The sequence below is a fragment of the Nocardioides sp. ChNu-99 genome (assembly GCF_029493445.1).
Taxonomy (GTDB): domain Bacteria; phylum Actinomycetota; class Actinomycetes; order Propionibacteriales; family Nocardioidaceae; genus Nocardioides.
In genome coordinates this window covers 12,307-29,102 of the sequence record NZ_JAHWBL010000028.1, presented here as the reverse complement: position 1 = coordinate 29,102, position 16,796 = coordinate 12,307, and the positions used below count along the sequence as shown (strand labels likewise).

At 74.3% G+C, this 16,796-nt stretch carries 17 protein-coding genes; 2 read left to right on the top strand and 15 right to left on the bottom strand.

What is annotated here, in order from left to right; all coding sequences use genetic code 11:
* Nucleotides 1–126: 126 nt before the first annotated feature.
* From KK617_RS10990 to KK617_RS10965, 6 genes are all read right to left on the bottom strand, one after another.
* Nucleotides 127–1,083 (bottom strand): hypothetical protein, encoded by a 957-nt coding sequence (locus KK617_RS10990; protein ID WP_277500045.1) that lies wholly within the window; start codon nt 1,081–1,083, stop codon nt 127–129.
* A 155-nt stretch (nt 1,084–1,238) separates the two neighbouring features.
* Nucleotides 1,239–2,786, bottom strand: a complete 1,548-nt coding sequence (locus KK617_RS10985; RefSeq protein WP_277500044.1) for a DUF4132 domain-containing protein — start codon at nt 2,784–2,786, stop codon at nt 1,239–1,241.
* Nucleotides 2,787–2,875: 89 nt separating this feature from the next.
* Complete coding sequence (locus KK617_RS10980; protein ID WP_277500043.1) at nt 2,876–3,214, bottom strand: cupin domain-containing protein; 339 nt, start codon at nt 3,212–3,214, stop codon at nt 2,876–2,878.
* 26 nt (nt 3,215–3,240) lie between these two features.
* Nucleotides 3,241–3,633, bottom strand: coding sequence for a hypothetical protein (locus KK617_RS10975; RefSeq protein WP_277500042.1), 393 nt, complete (start codon nt 3,631–3,633; stop codon nt 3,241–3,243).
* A 212-nt stretch (nt 3,634–3,845) separates the two neighbouring features.
* Nucleotides 3,846–4,280 carry an SRPBCC family protein gene (locus KK617_RS10970; RefSeq protein ID WP_277500041.1) on the bottom strand — a complete coding sequence of 145 codons (435 nt, stop codon included), beginning with the start codon at nt 4,278–4,280 and terminating at the stop codon, nt 3,846–3,848.
* 7 nt (nt 4,281–4,287) lie between these two features.
* On the bottom strand, nt 4,288–4,839 hold the full coding sequence (locus tag KK617_RS10965) for a DNA starvation/stationary phase protection protein (protein ID WP_277500040.1): 552 nt from the start codon (nt 4,837–4,839) through the stop codon (nt 4,288–4,290).
* Nucleotides 4,840–5,038: 199 nt separating this feature from the next.
* On the opposite strand from KK617_RS10965, the gene KK617_RS10960 reads away from it, so the two are divergent.
* Nucleotides 5,039–5,917: an alpha/beta hydrolase gene (locus KK617_RS10960; RefSeq protein WP_277500039.1), complete on the top strand. Its 879-nt coding sequence runs from the start codon at nt 5,039–5,041 to the stop codon at nt 5,915–5,917.
* Nucleotides 5,918–6,098: 181 nt separating this feature from the next.
* Here the strand turns inward: KK617_RS10960 and KK617_RS10955 are convergent, their stop codons facing one another.
* Together KK617_RS10955 and KK617_RS10950 are read right to left on the bottom strand one after the other, a co-directional pair.
* Nucleotides 6,099–8,081, bottom strand: coding sequence for a M13-type metalloendopeptidase (locus tag KK617_RS10955; RefSeq protein WP_277500061.1), 1,983 nt, complete (start codon nt 8,079–8,081; stop codon nt 6,099–6,101).
* A gap of 43 nt (nt 8,082–8,124) precedes the next feature.
* The gene (locus tag KK617_RS10950) at nt 8,125–9,096 is read right to left on the bottom strand and encodes an NADPH:quinone oxidoreductase family protein (RefSeq protein WP_277500038.1); all 972 of its coding nucleotides are present in this window, start codon (nt 9,094–9,096) and stop codon (nt 8,125–8,127) included.
* A 44-nt stretch (nt 9,097–9,140) separates the two neighbouring features.
* Here KK617_RS10950 and KK617_RS10945 point away from each other — a divergent pair, with 44 nt between their 5' ends.
* Complete coding sequence (locus KK617_RS10945; RefSeq protein ID WP_277500037.1) at nt 9,141–10,118, top strand: hypothetical protein; 978 nt, start codon at nt 9,141–9,143, stop codon at nt 10,116–10,118.
* 28 nt (nt 10,119–10,146) lie between these two features.
* Here the strand turns inward: KK617_RS10945 and KK617_RS10940 are convergent, their stop codons facing one another.
* The 7 genes from KK617_RS10940 to KK617_RS10910 form a co-directional block, all read right to left on the bottom strand.
* On the bottom strand, nt 10,147–11,412 hold the full coding sequence (locus KK617_RS10940; protein WP_277500036.1) for a M15 family metallopeptidase: 1,266 nt from the start codon (nt 11,410–11,412) through the stop codon (nt 10,147–10,149).
* Nucleotides 11,413–11,486: 74 nt separating this feature from the next.
* Nucleotides 11,487–12,179, bottom strand: coding sequence for a pyroglutamyl-peptidase I (locus KK617_RS10935; RefSeq protein WP_277500035.1), 693 nt, complete (start codon nt 12,177–12,179; stop codon nt 11,487–11,489).
* A 20-nt stretch (nt 12,180–12,199) separates the two neighbouring features.
* Entirely contained in the window at nt 12,200–12,826 is a 627-nt protein-coding gene (locus KK617_RS10930; protein WP_277500034.1) for a TetR/AcrR family transcriptional regulator, read from the bottom strand.
* Nucleotides 12,827–12,835: 9 nt separating this feature from the next.
* Nucleotides 12,836–13,573: a DUF4184 family protein gene (locus KK617_RS10925; RefSeq protein ID WP_277500033.1), complete on the bottom strand. Its 738-nt coding sequence runs from the start codon at nt 13,571–13,573 to the stop codon at nt 12,836–12,838.
* Between the two features lies 1 nt (nt 13,574).
* A complete protein-coding gene (locus KK617_RS10920; protein WP_277500032.1) occupies nt 13,575–14,864 on the bottom strand; it encodes an FAD-dependent oxidoreductase in 1,290 nt (429 codons plus the stop codon).
* Between the two features lie 30 nt (nt 14,865–14,894).
* On the bottom strand, nt 14,895–15,101 hold the full coding sequence (locus KK617_RS10915; RefSeq protein WP_277500031.1) for a ferredoxin: 207 nt from the start codon (nt 15,099–15,101) through the stop codon (nt 14,895–14,897).
* A 74-nt stretch (nt 15,102–15,175) separates the two neighbouring features.
* Entirely contained in the window at nt 15,176–16,651 is a 1,476-nt protein-coding gene (locus tag KK617_RS10910; protein WP_277500030.1) for a fatty acid desaturase, read from the bottom strand.
* Nucleotides 16,652–16,796: the final 145 nt, after the last annotated feature.

Here is a 16,796-nt window from a genome sequence, read left to right as displayed (position 1 = left end):
ACGAGGTACGTCGTCGACAGGTGCGACCGACGCGGTGGGAGTGGACGGCATCTTCCGCGGGTTCGGCGGCTCGTGAGTCAGCTCCCGTCGTACGGGGAGAGGGGCGACGTGACCTGACGCGCCCGCTCAGGGCGTCGGCGGCGGCAGCATCCGCTGGCCGGACAGGTCCAGCAGCAGCTCGAGGGTGGGAGCCGAGGGCACCCAGTGCTCCACGTCGTCCACCGAGAACTCGCGGCAGTCGCTCCCGACCGTGACGGGGTCGCCCCAGGCGTTGCGGCCGGTGATCCTGACCTGGGACCACGACGGGCACGTGTAGTCGCGGGTGCGCAGCGGGAGGTCCCGCAGGTTGGCCGTGAGGTCGGCGAGCACGCCCTCCGTCTGCTCGGGCGTGAGCGGGACCGAGGCGAACGGCGCCCCTGGCGTGGTGCTCCAGCACAGGGCCACGGCGGCCAGGTGCGACCGGTCCGTCCACGGCATGACGGCGGCGCCCGCGTCGATCGCGTCGCACGCGACGGGGTCCGCCGGTACGTCGGCCGGCGGCGTCTCACCCTGGCGCTGGGCTGTCAGGCGATCGACGAACAGCTCGACGACGGTCCTGCCCACGCCCTGCACCTGGGCGTCACCGAGGGTCACGTCCTGGCATCCGTACGCCTCCCCGGCGAGGGACCGGACGCTCCCGTCGGGGTACTGCAGCGCCATCGTCCACCGCGGCCCCGCGTCGGCGTTGCACGAGCGTTCGCCGTTCCCCACCCGGCGTGCTCCGTTGACCAGCTCGACCAGGTCGGCGGCGCGTGAGGTCAGCGCGTCGAGGGGAACGACATCGGCGGTGACCGTCTCCGTGCCGTGGGCGCACAGCCGCGCCGCGATCGCCCCCTCCGGCAGGAGCCCGTCCGGGAAGTCGGCGGGCGCGCTGCTCGCCTCGGCACAGGTGAAGTCACCGGCGACGGCGTCACCACTGGCAATGACCTGGGGGTCGGGTCCGTCCAGCAGCTGCCACACGCCGTACCCGGCGGCGCCCACGGCCAGCACACCCGCAGCCGCCACCGCGTTGCTGCGGAACGCCCGCCGCGTCGACCCTCGCATCGCTCCCCCTCGTCGCCCCCGGACCCTGCGGAGCCGGCCCCTCGAGCGGTACGACGACCCTGCTGCCGGTCCGGTTCCCTCGGTCGTCGCCTGCGTCCCCTCAGCTGCAGCGATGCTGCCCGTGAGGGATCCGAGGCCTCTGCCGCGCACCACGCCTAGTCCGCCACGGACGGCTCGAGCAGGGCCGCGATGAGCCCGATGATCCGGGCGAGCAGCGGGTCGGCGCTCGGCGTCCACAGACCGGGCTTCTTCCGGGGCTCGACCTCGACGGCGTCACCGTCGCGGGTGACGCGCCCCGTCGTCAGGTGCACGCGGGACCGGCCGTCGACCACCAGGTGCCGTGAGGCCGTCTGGACCCGGGCGGCCTGCTCCGGGGCCAGCTCGGCGAGGACGTGGCCGAGCAGCGTGCGTCGTAGGGCGAGCACTCCCGCCGGCGCTCCGGCCGACCGACCGCCCGACCCGCCGGGCCCCGCGTCGGACGGGGCCAGCGCGACCGCCGACGTGCTGACCACGAGGTCGACGGAGCGCAGGAGCTCCGAGACGGGTACGACGGGCAGCGGCGTCGACTCGTTCGACGCCCTCGCCGGGACCAGCCGGACCGGGCCCGTCTCGGACGTCCCAGAGGCCCCGGGGTAGAAGCCGCCGACGGCCACCTCGGCGCGCACTCCGGCGAGCTCCCTCTCCATGCCGTCGTCGGCGTCTCGCCACCCCTCGGCCCGGGCCACGCCGCCGAGCTGGCGCAGGTCCACCACGTGCCCCGAGAAGCCCTCGGCGTCCTCCTGCGCGTAGTGCTCGCGGAACGCCTGGGCGAAGGGCTGGTCGAGCCGGTGGCGCACGACGTGCCGGCGCCACGCCTCGCGCTCGTCCCGTCCCGCGGCCGCGGGGTGCCAGAGCCGGACCTCGGCATCGTCGGGCACCTCGACAGCGCGGTCGTCGGCATCGACGTACGCCCCGGGAGTGCCCCGGAAGGAACCGACACCCGGCGCCGTCCACACGAGAGCGGCCGCGACCCGTGACACGGGCTCCCAGCGGTGGGCCAGCGCGCGCCAGGCCGCGCCCGTCCAGCGCGGCTCGAGCGCCCACCCGTCCTGCAGGGTGCGCGTCCAGGCGGTGACGTCGCGCCGCGACGGCTCCTGCACCAGCCGCAGCGCCACGGCGGATCGTGCGGCGAGGTCGCGACGGGCGTCGCGCACGTACCGGGCGAACTTCTTGCGGATGCCGGCGTGCCGGGTCTCCCGCGTCGCCGCGTCGAGGGCGGCGACCCCCTCGGGGGTCGGCGCGTCCCGCAGCGCGCGAGCCACTGCGAAGCACATCGCCTGCGAGGGCACCGAGCGGGCTGCGGGGTCCGGAGCCACGACGACGTCGGCGAGCAGGTCGAACCCGGCGTCGACCCACGCCTCGTCCCGCCACAGGCCGGCGGCCAGCGCGCGCTCGACGACGAGGGCCTCGGCCGCCGTGAACGCCTTCTCCGCGACGTACGGCACCTCGCCCGTGTGCACCGCCCGGGCCCGGGCGGCCGCGGCTCGCACCACCCGAGGCGCGTACGCCGCGAACGCGGGGTCGTCCCCCAGCGCCCGGTGGTGGGCCGCGAGGTCAGTGCCCAGCCCCACCGTGTCGTCGACGATCTCCGCGAGGGCCACACCAGCCACGGGGCCGAGATCAGGGATCACGGCGCGTTCGAGCGCCACGAGGTCGGCATGCATGGATCCGTCCCTACCCAGGACGCGTCTTTCGCACGCCCAGGCACCGCCCTGGCGGAACGAGAACACCGGTCGAGCGATCACCGCGTAGCTCAGCCGCACACGGCGATGAGGTCGCAGCCCTCGTCGCCGGCGAGCACGTAGCGCGTGGCCTCCTTCGACACGCCGACGAAGTCGCCGACGCCGATCGGCGTGGTCTCGTCGTCGACCACGACCCAGCCCGACCCGCGCACGACCGCGTACACGTCCTCGACCCCGTCCTCGAGGTGGTCGTGCGGCTCCGTCCGCTCGCCGGGAGGCACCTCGACCTGGTAGACCGCGAACCCGGTGACGCCGAGGTGGTCGGTGATGCGCTTGTCGTACGCGCTCGCCGCGGGGTGGGGGCCGCGACCCGGGGCGAGCGACGACGCGTTGACGACGGAGAAGGCCATGTCCGTGAACCTAGCCGCGCCACCGCCTAGAGGTGCCGCAGCTCCACGCCGGCGCCCTCGAGCGATCGGCGGACGTGGTCCTCGAACGGCTCGACGTAGACCACCAGCTCCAGCAGCGGGAACCGCTCGGGCGTGACGTCGGCCCACGTCGTGGGGTCGAACAGGTCGTCCTCACCGTCCCAGCTGGGCGCCATCAGCCCGAAGATCGCGTTGCTGCCGTCGAAGACCAACCGCCGCACCGAGGCGACGTCGGCCTCGTCGAGCACCAGGTCGCGCGCCCACTGCTCGATCTCCGGGATCCTCTGGTAGGCGTACTCGCCGTAGATCAGCCCCTCCGCCGCGTCCCACTCGATGCCGCGGGAGGCCTGCAGCCAGGCGTGGGCGCTCGGGTGGGGCGCGACGACGCGGCCGTCGTGCAAGAGCTGGTCGACGACGAGGAGCTTGACGTCGGGGTCGCGGAACTCGGCACGGTGGATCCGTGTGCCCGGCCCGTGGGCGCCTCCAAACCTCGCCCCGCGCCGTCACTCGATCCGGCGAGGCCCCGCATGAGGGTGTCGCGCCGCGCACGACGACGCCGGCCGCAGCGTGTGCGGCCGGCGTCGTGGATCGAGCGTGCGGGGTACGGCGGGCCTCAGGCCCGCTTCTCGACCTCGCGGGTGATGTTCGCGACGACGTCCTTGGCCAGCCGGGTGAAGCCCAGCTTGGCGATGGGGTCCGCGAGCTTGCGGAACCCCTTGAACGACAGGGTCGCGTGGTAGGTGATGCGGGTGCGGCCCGGGCCGGTCTCGACGAAGGTGATGTGGTCCTCCGCGACGACCGACCCGTTCTCGCCCCGGAAGACGAGACCGGTGTCGGTCAGCTCGGTCAGCTCGTAGACCAGCTCGGTCGTGCTCCGGCCCATCTTGGTGGTGTTGTCCCACGTGGACCCGACCCGCGGCTCGCCGGCGTCGCGCCGTACGCACTTCACCGTCGGCGGGTCCCACTCGACCGTGTTGGAGAAGTCGGCGAGATAGGTCCGCACCACCTCGCGGGGTGCGGACACGTCGAACGTCCGGCTGACCTCCACCGGGGCGTCAGCCGTCCGTGCGCGCGGCGTCGGTGGCGTCGTGCTCCGACGTGGCGCCCGCGGTGGAGAGGCGGCCGCCGATGTCCTCCAGGTGCGCCCGCACGAACCACTGGAACTTCTCGAGCTCGGCCGTCTGGCCGATGAGGAGGTCCTCGGTGATGGGGTCGAGGTCGCCCGCGAGCGCGATGGCCTTGCGGTTGTCCTCCACGACGCCGTTGTAGACGAGGTCGAGGGCACCGAGGTGCGCGAGCGCGGTGTCGCGGCCGACGGAGTAGTCGTCCCACGTGCGGTCCGCGATGACCGAGCCCGGCGTGCCCTTCGGCGAGCCACCGAGGGTCGCGATGCGCTCGGCGACCTCGTCGGCGTACCCGCGGACGAGCTCGACCTGCGGGTCGATCATCTCGTGCACGGCGATGAAGTGCGGGCCCACGACGTTCCAGTGGACGTGCTTCAGCGTCAGGTGCAGGTCGTTGTAGGCCGACAGGCGGGCCTGGAGCGAGGCGACGAGGTCGTTGACCTGGTCGGTGGACAGGCCGGGGACGGTGTACTTCACGTTCATGCGCGTTCCTCTCGCTGAGGCCGCGCCGTCGTCCGACGGCGCGGGGGGTTCCGTTGCTCTCCTCCACCGTGCCACGAGGGCCCAAGATCTCCACAGGAATCTCAACAAGCTGGGGAGGAGGGGTTCGCGGCCCGGTACCCGCGACGCGGCGGACCACCCCCGACCCATCCGGCGCCGGGCCCGTGCCGAACGACCACCCGTGCGCCCCTCCGACTGGCTCCACGTGCGTCTCGGTCGCGCGCTGGCCCCGCTGACCGTCCGGTACGGCGAGCCGCTGCGGTTCGCAGGAACCGACCTGCCCCGGCCGCGACGGCTGCGGGTGCCGACGCGGCACGGTGCCGTGCCGGTGCTCGTCCACCGTCCCCCCGCGGCGCCGGCGACGGGCGCCGGGGCCTACGTCCACCTCCACGGCGGGGCGTTCCTCATGAGGCACGTGCGGATGGACGACTGGTGGTGCCGCTACGTCGCCGCGACGGCCGAGGTCGTGACCGTGGCGGTCGACTTCGCGGTGGCGCCGCGGGCGACGTACCCCGTCGCGCAGGAGCAGTGCCACGACGTCGCGGCCTGGGTCGCCGGTGAGGGCGCTGCCGTGCTCGGCACCGACCCCACGCGGGTCGCGGTCGGCGGGTTCAGCTCGGGCGGCGGGCTGGCCGCGTCGGTGTGCCTGCAGGCGCGCGACCTCGGATCGTTCGCGCCAGCGCTGCAGGTGCTCGGCGTGCCCGCGCTCGACATCGCGGCCGAGCCGGCCCACCGCCCCGGCATGATCAGCCCGGAGCTGCGGGCCCTCGTGCGGCGGGTCTACTTCCCCGACGCCGCCCGACGGGTGGAGCCCTACGCCTCACCGCTGCGCGCGACCACGCTGGCGGGCCTGCCGCCCGCCGTCGTGCTGACGGCCGAGCGCGACACGCTGCGCGAGGAGGGCGACCGGTACGCCGCTCGCCTGGCCGCCGAGGGTCTGCTCGCCTGGCACGACACGACGCCCGGCGTCGACCACTACTTCCTCACCGAGGACCCGGCGCGCGCCCGGGTCACGATGGCGCGCACCGCGGCCGAGATCGCCCGGCACTGCGCGGCCTGAGGCAGCGACGGGGTACGGAGCGGCTCGGCGCCCGCCGTACGTCGGGTGCGGCTGACGTCTATCGCGGTGCTGGTGTCAGGTGCGGTGCTGGAGCGTCTGCGCACGCCGTCCACCACGTGTGCAGTCGCCCGGACACCGCGTTACACGCCGCGGCGCGACCGCCCTCGCCGCCGTACCCCGCTCACCAGATCCGCACGCGCTCCGACGGCTCGAGCCACAGACCGTCGCCCGGCTGCGTGCCGAACGAGGCGTGGAACTCGTCGAGGTTCCGCACGATGTTGGCCCGGAACTCCGGCGGGCTGTGCGGGTCGATCGTGAGGAACTGCCGCTCCTGGGCCTCGCGGCGCTTGGTGCGCCACACGTGGGCCCAGCTGAGGAACAGGCGCTGGGAGCCGGTGAGCCCGTCCTCGTCGCGCTCGGTCGCCGGGCCGCCCTCCGGGTCGAGGCCCAGCGAGATCAGGTACGCCTTGTGCGCGATCGTCAGACCGCCGAGGTCGCCGATGTTCTCGCCGACGGTCAGCGAGCCGTTGACGTGCTCCTCGGGCAGGTTGCGGGGGCTGAACCCGTCGTACTGCGCGATCAGCGCCCGGCTCTTCACCTCGAACGCCGCGCGGTCGTCCGCGGTCCACCAGTCCTCGAGGTTGCCGTCGCCGTCGTACTGCGAGCCCTGGTCGTCGAAGCCGTGGCCGATCTCGTGGCCGATGACCGCGCCGATCCCGCCGTAGTTCTCCGCCGGGTGCGCGTCGGGCGAGAAGAACGGCGGCTGCAGGATCGCGGCCGGGAAGCAGATCTCGTTGGTGCCGGGGTTGTAGTAGGCGTTCACGGTCTGCGGGAGCATGAACCACTCGTCGCGGTCGACGGGGGCGCCGATCTTCGCCAGCTCCCGGTCGGTCTCGAACGCGGCGGCGGCGGCGACGTTGTCGACGAGGTCGTCCGCCACCACGACCAGGTTGGCGTAGTCGCGCCAGCGCACCGGGTAGCCGATCTTCGGGACGAACTTGTCCAGCTTCTCCAGCGCCCGCTGCTTCGTGCCGTCCGTCATCCAGTCGAGGGTGCGGATCGAGCGGCGGTAGGCCTCGACGAGGTTCGCGACCAGCTCGTCCATCGCCTCCTTCGCCACCGGCGGGAAGTGGCGCGCGACGTACTCACGGCCGACGGCCTCGCCCAGCGCGCTCTCGGTGAAGGAGACGCCGCGCTTCCAGCGGGCCCGCAGCTCCGGCGTACCGGACAGGGTGCGGCCGTAGAAGTCGAAGTTGGTGCGCACCATCTCGTCGTGCAGGTAGGCGCCGAACGCCCGCAGCACCCGCGTCGTCAGCCAGGTGCGCCAGCTCTCGATCGGCACGGCCTCGAGCACCTCGGACAGGTGCGCGAGGTACGACGGCTGCTTGACGACCGTCTCGGCGAGCAGCTCGTCGGCGCCGCTCGCCGCGCCGGAGAGGTTGCGCGCGTAGACCTCCCAGTCGAAGGCCGGGCACAGCTCGGTCAGCTCGGCGAACGTCAGCCGGTTGTAGGTCTTCTGGATGTCGCGGGTCTCGGCGCGCTCCCAGTGGCCCTGCGCCAGGCGCCGGTCGAGCGCCAGGACGGTCTCGGCCGCCTCCTCGGGGGCCTCGTGGCCGACGAGGGTGAGCACGCGGGTGAGGTAGGCGAGGTAGGCCTCGACCTGCGGCGCGAACTTCTCGTCGCGGTAGTAGGACTCGTCCGGCAGCCCCAGCCCGCCCTGGTAGACGTGGAAGAGGTAGCGGTCCGAGTCCTTCGCGTCGGTGCTGACGTAGGCGCCGAAGAAGCCCGTGCCGCCCACCCGCTCCAACTCGCCGACGAGCGCCGCCAGCTCGCGCAGGTCGCGCAGCCCGGCGACGGCGTGCAGGTAGGGCTGGACCGGGTCGAAGCCCTTCGCCTCGACGGTGTCCGTGTCCATGAACGAGCGGTACGCCGCGCCGATCTTGGCCGCGTCCGGGTCGAGCGTCGCGGGGTCGGCGTCGGCGTACTCCTCCACGATCGCCCACACCTGCTCTTCCGCCGTGTCGGCGAGCGCGACGAACGGCCCCCAGCTCGAGCGGTCCTCCGGGATCTCGCTCTCCGCGAGCCACCGGCCGTTGACGTGACCGAAGAGGTCGTCGGTCGGTCGGACGGCGGGGTCCATGCCTGCACGGGCGGCGTCGAGCATCGTCACGGGGGCCACCCTAGCCACGCGGGCTCAGCGCACGGGGTCAGCGCACGCGGACCACGACCTTGCCGGTGGCGCGCCGCTCGTCGAGGTCGCGCAGGGCCTGCGCCGCCTCGTCGAGCGGGTACGACGCGCCCACCGGCGGCTTCAGCGCGCCGCTGCGCAGGTGCGGCAGGAGGTCGGCCCACTGCTCGGCGACGTACGCCGGGTGGAACATCACGAACGCGCCCCAGCCCACGCCGCGCACGTCGGTGTTGCCCAGCAGCAGCCGGTTGACCTTGATCTCGGGGATGCCCTGGCCGGCCGCGAACCCGATGACGAGCAGGCGGCCCTCGGGCGCCAGCGAGCGGACGGAGTCGAGGAAGGCGTCGCCGCCGACGACGTCGACGACGAGGTCGACCCCGCGACCGCCGGTCAGCTCCTTCACCGCGTCCTTGAAGCCGTCGAGCAGCACGACGTCCTCCGCGCCCGCGGCGCGGGCCACCTCGCCCTTCGCCTCCGTCGAGACGACGGCGATCGGCCGGGCCCCGAAGGCGCGCGCGACCTGGATGCTCGCCGTACCGACCCCGCCGGCGGCGCCGTGCACCAGCACCGTGTCGCCCGCCTGCAGACCGCCGCGGCGCAGCAGCGCGAAGTGGGCCGTCAGGTAGTTCATCGGCAGCGCCGCGCCCTCCTCGAACGACAGCTCGTCGGGCAGCGCCATCACGAACGGGGCCGGGGCGACGAAGAGCTCCGCGGCCGCACCGTGCCCGGCGACGGCGACGACCCGCTGGCCCTCGGCGAGACCGGAGCCCTCGGGGGCGCTGACGACCGTGCCGGCCACGTCCGTGCCCAGCGCGAACGGCGGCTCGGGGCGCACCTGGTACTCCCCCCGGCTCATCAGCAGGTCGGGGAACGCGATGCCGGCGGCGTGCACGGCGATCAGCACGTCGTCGGGGCCGGGGGTCGGGTCGGGCAGCTCGCCCGTGGTGACGTCGTCGGGTCCGGTGGGCGAGGTCACGATGGCAGCGCGCATGTGTCGGAGGTTACCCACGGGTCAGGGTGGGCAGGGAGGGGTCCATGTCGACGGACCTCCACCTCCCGGTCGCGGACACCAGCACCGGGACCACCGCCGCGCAGGTGCTCGCCGGGCTCGCGGGTGCCGCCGCCCTCCCCCTCGTCGTGCTCGTCGGCGCGCCGGGCGGCTGGAGCGGCGTCGTCCTGACCGGCGTCACCGTCGCCCTGGTCACGCTGGCGGCGGGCTTCCTGCTCGGCCGCCTCGAGGTGCCGGGCGGGGCGACGTCGGCCGGGTTCGCCCTCGCCGTCGCCGTGCCGCTCCTGGCGCTCGCCGTCGGCCTCACGGTCGCCCTCACCTCCGTCGGCCCCGGTACGGCGGCCCTCGCCGCCGCCGGGCCGGTCGCCGTGCTGGCCGCGCTCGTCGCGGCGCTCGGCGTGCGCACCCTCGTGGTGGTGCCCGACGGATCGGGCTTCGTCGGCTGCGTCGCGTGGGTGGGCGTCGCCGCGGTCCTCGTCGCGGCCTGGAGCCCCCTGCTGCTCGGCCAGCAGCGCGCGGCCGACCACCGCGGGGTGCTCGCCGGGCAGGTGGAGGCGGCGGGGATCACGCCGTACCTGCCGGAGATCGAGGGGTACGACGTCGTCGACCTCGACGTCCGCACGCCGACGGCCGGAGGGGACGGGACGACGCAGGTCGCGTTGACCTACCGCAGTGAGGAGGAGGGCAGCGGGCCCTTGCCGTCGCCGACCTACGTCTCGATCGACCTGCGGCCCTCGGAGCAAGATGCCTGCTCCGCGTTGACCTCGCTCCCGGAGGACTGCACCGACGGTCCCGACGACAGCGTCGTGGTCGACGAGCGTGGGACGGTCGACGTGGCCCTGTCACGCGACGGCGCCCTGCTCGTCGCGAGCAGCGAGGACGTCGAGCGCGACACGCTGATCGCCGCGCTGGTCGACGCGCCCGTCCTCACGCCCGCGCGGTTCGTCCGCGCCGCCTGCCCCGGCGTCGACGGCGAGCCGGGCGCCACGATCTGCGTGGAGTGACCTGGCGCCAGCGGGGCTCAGCGGCTGATCAGCGCGCCTCGACGAGCTGCGCGAGCTCGAAGTGCATGGGGTCGGTGTAGCCCCAGTCGCCGCCCCAGGCGAAGCCCCACTTCTTGAAGATCTGCACGACGGAGCGGTCGATGTCGCCGACGGTGCCGCGCTGGTTGCCCGACACGTTGAGGTCGACGGCGATGCCGAAGGAGTGCAACGACGGCTGGGTGGAACCCGCGATGAAGCGCGGGTAGTAGCAGCCGGCGTACTCGCCCGGGTCGATCTCGTCGGCGAGTCCCCGCTCGACGACCTCGCGGAGCGCGGCCTCGAGCTGCGGCAGCATGACGCGGTGGCAGGTGACGCTGCCGAGGATCGGCACCTGGGCGGTGCGGATGTTCTCCGCCACCCACGCCGGGTCCGGGGCGAGGCGGCCACCGTCGAGCACGCGGTAGTTGAACGTTCCGACGGCCGCCGCGACCGAGCCGCCGGTCAGCACCGCGGTCTGCTGCACCGACACGTCGAGGTCGGGGCCGAGCACCTGCACCGACGCGCCGTCGCCGGCCGCCTCCTGCAGCGCGGGGCGCACCTCCTGCGGCGACGTCAGGCCCGTCGCGACGAGCACGGCGTTGTCGTCGGGGATGCCCAGCGTCTCGCCCCACCGCTTGTTGACCACGGCTTGCACGCGGGTGACCTGCGGCGCCAGCGCGCCGACGTGCAGGTCGGGCGCGTCGTCCTCGTTGCCCAGGCGGACGAAGCCCTCCTCGTCGCTCAGCTGCTCGCCGACGTCGGCCTGCAGCGCGACCTCGCCCGCCGCCACGCGCGTCCAGATGGTCTCGAGCTGGGCGCTCTCGGCGGGGGTGAACCGTCGGTACGACGCGGGGTCGACCGCCGCGACGGTCAGCACCTGGTCCTCGACCGGCACCTGGGCCAGGCCGATGGGCTCGGCGGCCTCGACCCCGGGCAGGGCACGGATCTCCTCGAGCGTCTCCTCGTCGATCGCGCCCTGCGTCGAGACGAGCACGTCGGCACCGAGCAGGCTGTCGGCGAGCGGGCCCGGCGGGTCGACGGCGTGCTCGGCCATCGTCGCGAGCCGCGGATCCGGACCGGCGCCGCCGGCCGACGGGGCCGCGGAACCGGTCGCGTCGCCGGTCGGGGTGCCGGCGACCGCCTCGGTGTCGGGGTCGGCCTCGGAGCCCTCCGAGCCCCCAGAGCCGCCCGCACAGCCCGCGAGCACGAGGCTCAGCGCCAGCACCGCCGCACCCGCGGCGACCCGGCGCGACCGCTCGTGGCGTGACGTCGTCATCGGCTTCCCTCCCGACCCTCGAGAGTACCGTCCGGTAACGCGCGTCACACCCGGTTCACCGAGGCCCGGAACGGTCAGGGCAGGGGCGGCGCGGCGTCCGCGCCCGGGGCGGGCAGGTGCCGGGCGGACGGCTGCGGGTCGGGCGTCCCTGGGGCCGCGGCCGCCGGGCCGCCCCGCTCCTCGGTGTCGAGCGCCGCGTCGAGCACGACCCGGACGGCGCGGGCGAGCTCGGGGCGGGACACCACGTCGTACGATGGCACGTGGACGAACCCGGTGCGTGCGGCGGACGGGTCGTCGAGGCGACCGTGCGCGTGCTGCAGCAGGAAGAAGACGTGGTTGCAGACGAAGCGGCCCGCGTCGTGGGAGGGCGCCTCGGGCACGCCGGCCGCCCGCAGCGCCGCGTGCACGGCGGCGAGCGGCAGCGACGAGGGCTCGGTCGCGGCGGCGCCGGGCACGACCGGCTCGCCTTGGGGCTGGTCGCCCGCGTTGTCGGGGATGCGGGCGCTCTGCTCGTTGACCGCCGTGGTCTCGGGCGTCACGGCGTCGCGGCCCAGCGCGAGACCGAGGGCGACGACGACGTCGGGCCGGTGCTCGGCGAGCAGCGCCTCGAGGGCGGTGCGCGACCCGGCGTACTCCACCGGCAGCACGGCGGTGACGAGCCGCTCGGGGCGGTCCCAGTCCTGCGCGACCAACGGCAGCACGTCGCCCGACGGGTTGACGGGCTCGTCGGCGAACGGCTCGAAGCCCGTGAGGAGCACGGTCGCCACGGGCGGGGTCGCCGGGTGGGTCACGGGGCGGCGGGGGCCGGGTCGATCGCGAGCACCCGCGAGGCCACCCACACGACGTCGGCGGCGGTCTCGGCCGGGGTGCCGCTGGGCTGCATGACGTGGCTCAGCATCGAGCGCACGACGACGTCGACGACCACCTCGCGCTGGCGCGGCGTCAGGTCGAGGTCGTACGGCGCGATCCGGTCGCCCAGCATCGTCTTGGCCGTCGTGAGCAGCGACTCCGCGTGCGTGGTGAGCAGCGGCAGCAGCTCGGTCTCCGCGCCGTGGGTGGCCGAGACGACGGCGTGCAGCAGCTCGTTGTCCTGCGCCAGCTCGAGGATCCCTCGGCAGGCCTCGCCGACCGCCGCGAGCAGGTCGTCGGGGTGCTCCTCGAACGCCCGGTCGACCTCGGCGAGGAAGCGGGCCAGCTCGTTGAGCACCATCGCCTCGGCGAGGTCGGGCTTGCCGCCCACCTCGTTGTAGACGGTCTGGCGGCTGACGCCGACGGCGGCCGCGAGCCGCGCCATCGTCACCTTCGCCCACCCGTCGGTGCTCGTCAGGTGGGCGGCGGCCGCGAGGATCCGGTCGCGCAGCGACGGCCCGCCCGCACCGGTGCCCGGGGACTCCCAGCTGGGTGCGACGGCCATGGGTCGATCCTAGGCGCCGGGGGCCGGGCGGCCACGTCCGGCGGGGGTCGCCCGGGCCAGCCACCACCCCGCGACCAGCAGCACGAGCGCGCCCGCCGCAGCCGCGCCGCCACCCTTCACCGCCGCGGTCAGCAGCGCCTCGGGGCCACCGGTCCCGCCGTCGACCCCGCCGTCGAGCGCACGGACGGCGAGCGCTGCGCCAACGAGCGCGGCGGTGACGAGGAGGCCGAGCGCGGTCAGCACCCGTCGGCGGTACGGCGGAGCGAGGGCCGCGCGCGGGCGTCGCAGCACGACGTACCCGAGGACGGCGAGCAGGCCGACGACCGTGCTGACGTGCTGGAGCCAGCGGGCGAGGTCGGTCAGCGCGTCCCACGCCAGGTGGGTGGCGACGCCGAGCGCGGCGGAGACGACGACCCAACCGGCGGTCGTCACGCGGGACCGGCGCCGCGGGCCCCCGGAGCCGGTCCCGGCCCCGGTCGCCCACGCGAGGGCCGGGCGGGCGACGAGCCAGCCCACCCAGAGCAGGAGCGCCACGGGCAGCGCGACCACCACGGCGCCCCGCACGTCGTGCGTCGTGGTGGCGTTGGTCAGCGGCTCGTACCAGGACTGGGCCGAGACCCCGACGCCGCTCGCGCGGACGAAGTAGGGCACGTCGGGGGCGATCGTCCCGGCGACCAGCGCGGCGGCGACGAACGGGGGCCGCAGCAGCGGCAGCACGGCCGCCGGGTGGGCGAGGGTGAACGGCACGTCAGGAGCGGGCGGCCGCAGCCGTGGTGACCGCGAACTCGACCGCCTCGTCCCACGGGCCCCGGGCGGCGATGCGCTTGCGCAGCTTCATCACCTGGCGCGGGAGGTCGATGACGAAGGCGCCCGCGACGACGTCGCCGCGCCGGTAGAGCGCGACGAGCCCGCCGCCGTGCGCCAGGTCGTCGACGACGACCCGCACCTCGTCGGCGCGGGGGGTGCCGACGAACTGGAGGCGGTGGTCGTACCAGTCCGACCAGAAGTAAGGGACGGTCACGACCTCCTGCGCCGACGCGGGGTCGAGCGCGTGGCGCGCGGCGGCCGCGCCGTGGTCGGCCGCGTTGGTCCAGTGCTCGAGGCGGTGGTGCTCCCCGTCGTACAGCGGGTTGGCCACGTGCGCCACGTCGCCGGCCGCCCAGACGCCGGGCACGTTCGTCGCCATCGTCGCGTCGACCACGACGCCGCCGTCGGCCTCGTGCAGCGCGACGCCGCTGCCCTCGAGCCACTCGGTCGCCGGCCGCACGCCGATGCCGAGCACCACGAGGTCGGCGGGCAGCACCTCGCCGTCGTCGAGCCGTACGCCGGTCACCCGCCGCCGCCCGTCGTGCTCCTCGGTCGCGAGCCCGGCGACGCCGGTGCCGAGGCGCAGGTCGGTGCCGGCCGCGCGGTGGATCTCGGCGCACGCGGCGCCGACGTCGGGGCCGATGGAGCGGGTGAGCGGGAGGTCGAGCGCTTCGACGACCGTCACGGGCAGGTCGCGCTTGCGGGCGGCCGAGGCGACCTCGGAACCGATGAACCCGGCGCCCACGACGACCACCCGGGCGCCCGCCTCGAGGGCGTCGCGCACCGTGCGGGCATCGTCGAGGGTGCGCAGCTGGGTGACGCCCTCGACGGGGCCGTCGACGGCCGGGTCGGTGCCGGGCAGCCAGCGCGGGCGCGAGCCCGTGGCGATGACGAGCGCGTCGTACGCCACCCGCTCGCCGCCGTCGAGCAGCACCTCGCGGGTCGCCGTGTCGAGGCCGGTCGCGCGCACGCCCAGGCGCAGGTCGACGCCCAGCTCGTCGCGCAGCACCTCCTCGGTGCGGAAGTGCGCCGCCTCGCCGGCGCCGCGCTCGCCCTCGACGCCCAGGAACGCCTTCGAGAGCGGCGGGCGGTCGTACGGCGGGTGCACCTCGTCACCGACGAGCACGACCTCACCGTCGAAGCCGGTACGGCGGGCTGCCTCCACCGCGCGGAGACCGGCCAGCGAGGCGCCGACGACGACGAGACGGCGTACCGGGGTGGGGGTGCTCACCGGGTCAGTCTGGCAGCCGGGCCGGCTCGCTCAGCCCTGGAGGCTCAGCGCCAGGACGGGGCAGGCGTCGACGGCGGCCGTCAGGTCGCCCCGGTGCTCCTCGCCGGGCGCGTCGTCGAGCACCTCGACGACGCCCTCCTCGTCGACCTCGAAGAAGTCCGGGGCCATGGCCTCGCACATGCCCAGGCCTTCGCACTTCGCCAGGTCCGCGACGATCTTCATGCTCTTCTCCTCCATCGGGGGATCCGTGGTGGCAGCGCCAGGCATCCCACGGCGCTGCCACCCACGAACGGGGGTGGGACGGGGCTCGCTCAGACCGCCTCGGCGCCGAGTGGCACGAAGTCGACCTTGTCGCGCACGCCGCAGTCGGGGCAGGTCCAGTCGTCGGGGATGTCGTTCCAGGCCGTGCCGGCCGCGAAGCCCTCGCGCTCCTCGCCGGCCGCGACCTCGTAGGTGTAGCCGCAGCCGGGGCAGCGGGCGGCCAGCACCTCGTCGACGCCCGCGAGGTCGACCCGCGAGGTGTCCTCGAGGATCCGCTCGGCCTCGGCGACCGCGTCGGCCTCGGCCTGACGGATCGCGGCGGCGCGGGCGCCGTACCGACGCTCGATCGCGGCCCGCCTGCCGGGCTGGATGTTGATCTTGTCGAGGTCGCCGCCGACGTGGACCAGCACCCGCTCGTCCATCACGCGGCGCCACAGCGGGGGCACGGCGGCGAGCACGATCATCCCGGCGTACCCCGTCGGGAGCACCGGGGACTCCTCGAAGTCGCGCAGCGTCTGGTAGCGCCGCGTCGGGTTCGCGTGGTGGTCGCTGTGGCGCTGCAGGTGGTAGAGCAGCACGTTGGTCGCGATGTTGTTGGAGTTCCACGAGTGCTGGGGCAGCACGCGCTCGTAGCGCTGCTTGCCGGCCTTGCCGACCTTCGCCCGCAGCATCCCGTAGTGCTCGAGGTAGTTGACGACCTCCAGCAGCGAGAAGCCGATCACGGCCTGCAGCACGAGGTAGGGCAGGATCTCGACACCCAGCCAGGCCACCAGGGCGCCCCAGAGCGCGAGCGACATGAGCCACGCGTTGAGCACGTCGTTGCCGAGGTGGAACGGGTGCGTGCCCTTGCGGCGGTAGCGCTTCGCCTCGACCTCCCAGGCGCTGCGGAGCGACCCGATCACGGTGCGCGGCCAGAACCGGTAGAAGCTCTCGCCCATCCGCGAGCTCGCCGGGTCCTCCGGCGTCGCGACGCGCACGTGGTGGCCGCGGTTGTGCTCGATGTAGAAGTGGCCGTAGAAGCTCTGCGCCAGCGCGATCTTGCTGAGCCAGCGCTCGTTGGCCTCCTTCTTGTGGCCGAGCTCGTGGGCGGTGTTGATGCCGATCCCGCCGATGCAGCCGATCGAGACGGCGATGCCCACCTTGTCCCAGGTGCTCAGCGTCTCCCCGAGCAGCTCCCCGCCGGCGACCAGCCACATCGCCGCCACGAACCCGGCGTACTGGATCGGGAGGAAGAGGTAGGTGATCCAGCGGTAGTAGCGGTCCTGCTCCAGCTGCTCGATCACGTCGTCGGGCGGGTTCGAGCGGTCGAGGCCGGTCATCAGGTCGATCGCCGGGACGATCACGAGGATGACGACGGGCCCGAGCCACAGCCACACGCCCCAGCCCGTCAGCAACCACGCCGCGATGGCGACGAACGCCAGCGACGGCACCACGAGGCCGATCAGCCACAGGTACCGCTTCCGGTCCCTCCACTGCTCCGTCGAGCCCTCCGGGACGGTCCCGCTCACCCTGCCGACGTCGGTCATCTGGCCGCTCCTCACGCTGGTTCGTGGCGTCGGTGTGGCCGCGCTCACATCCGACGGTTGACAAACCTAGGACAGATGTAAAGCAATTGACAAGAGGCGGCCGGATGTAAAGCCGGCCGGGGACGCGCCACGGCCCCGTGCTCGC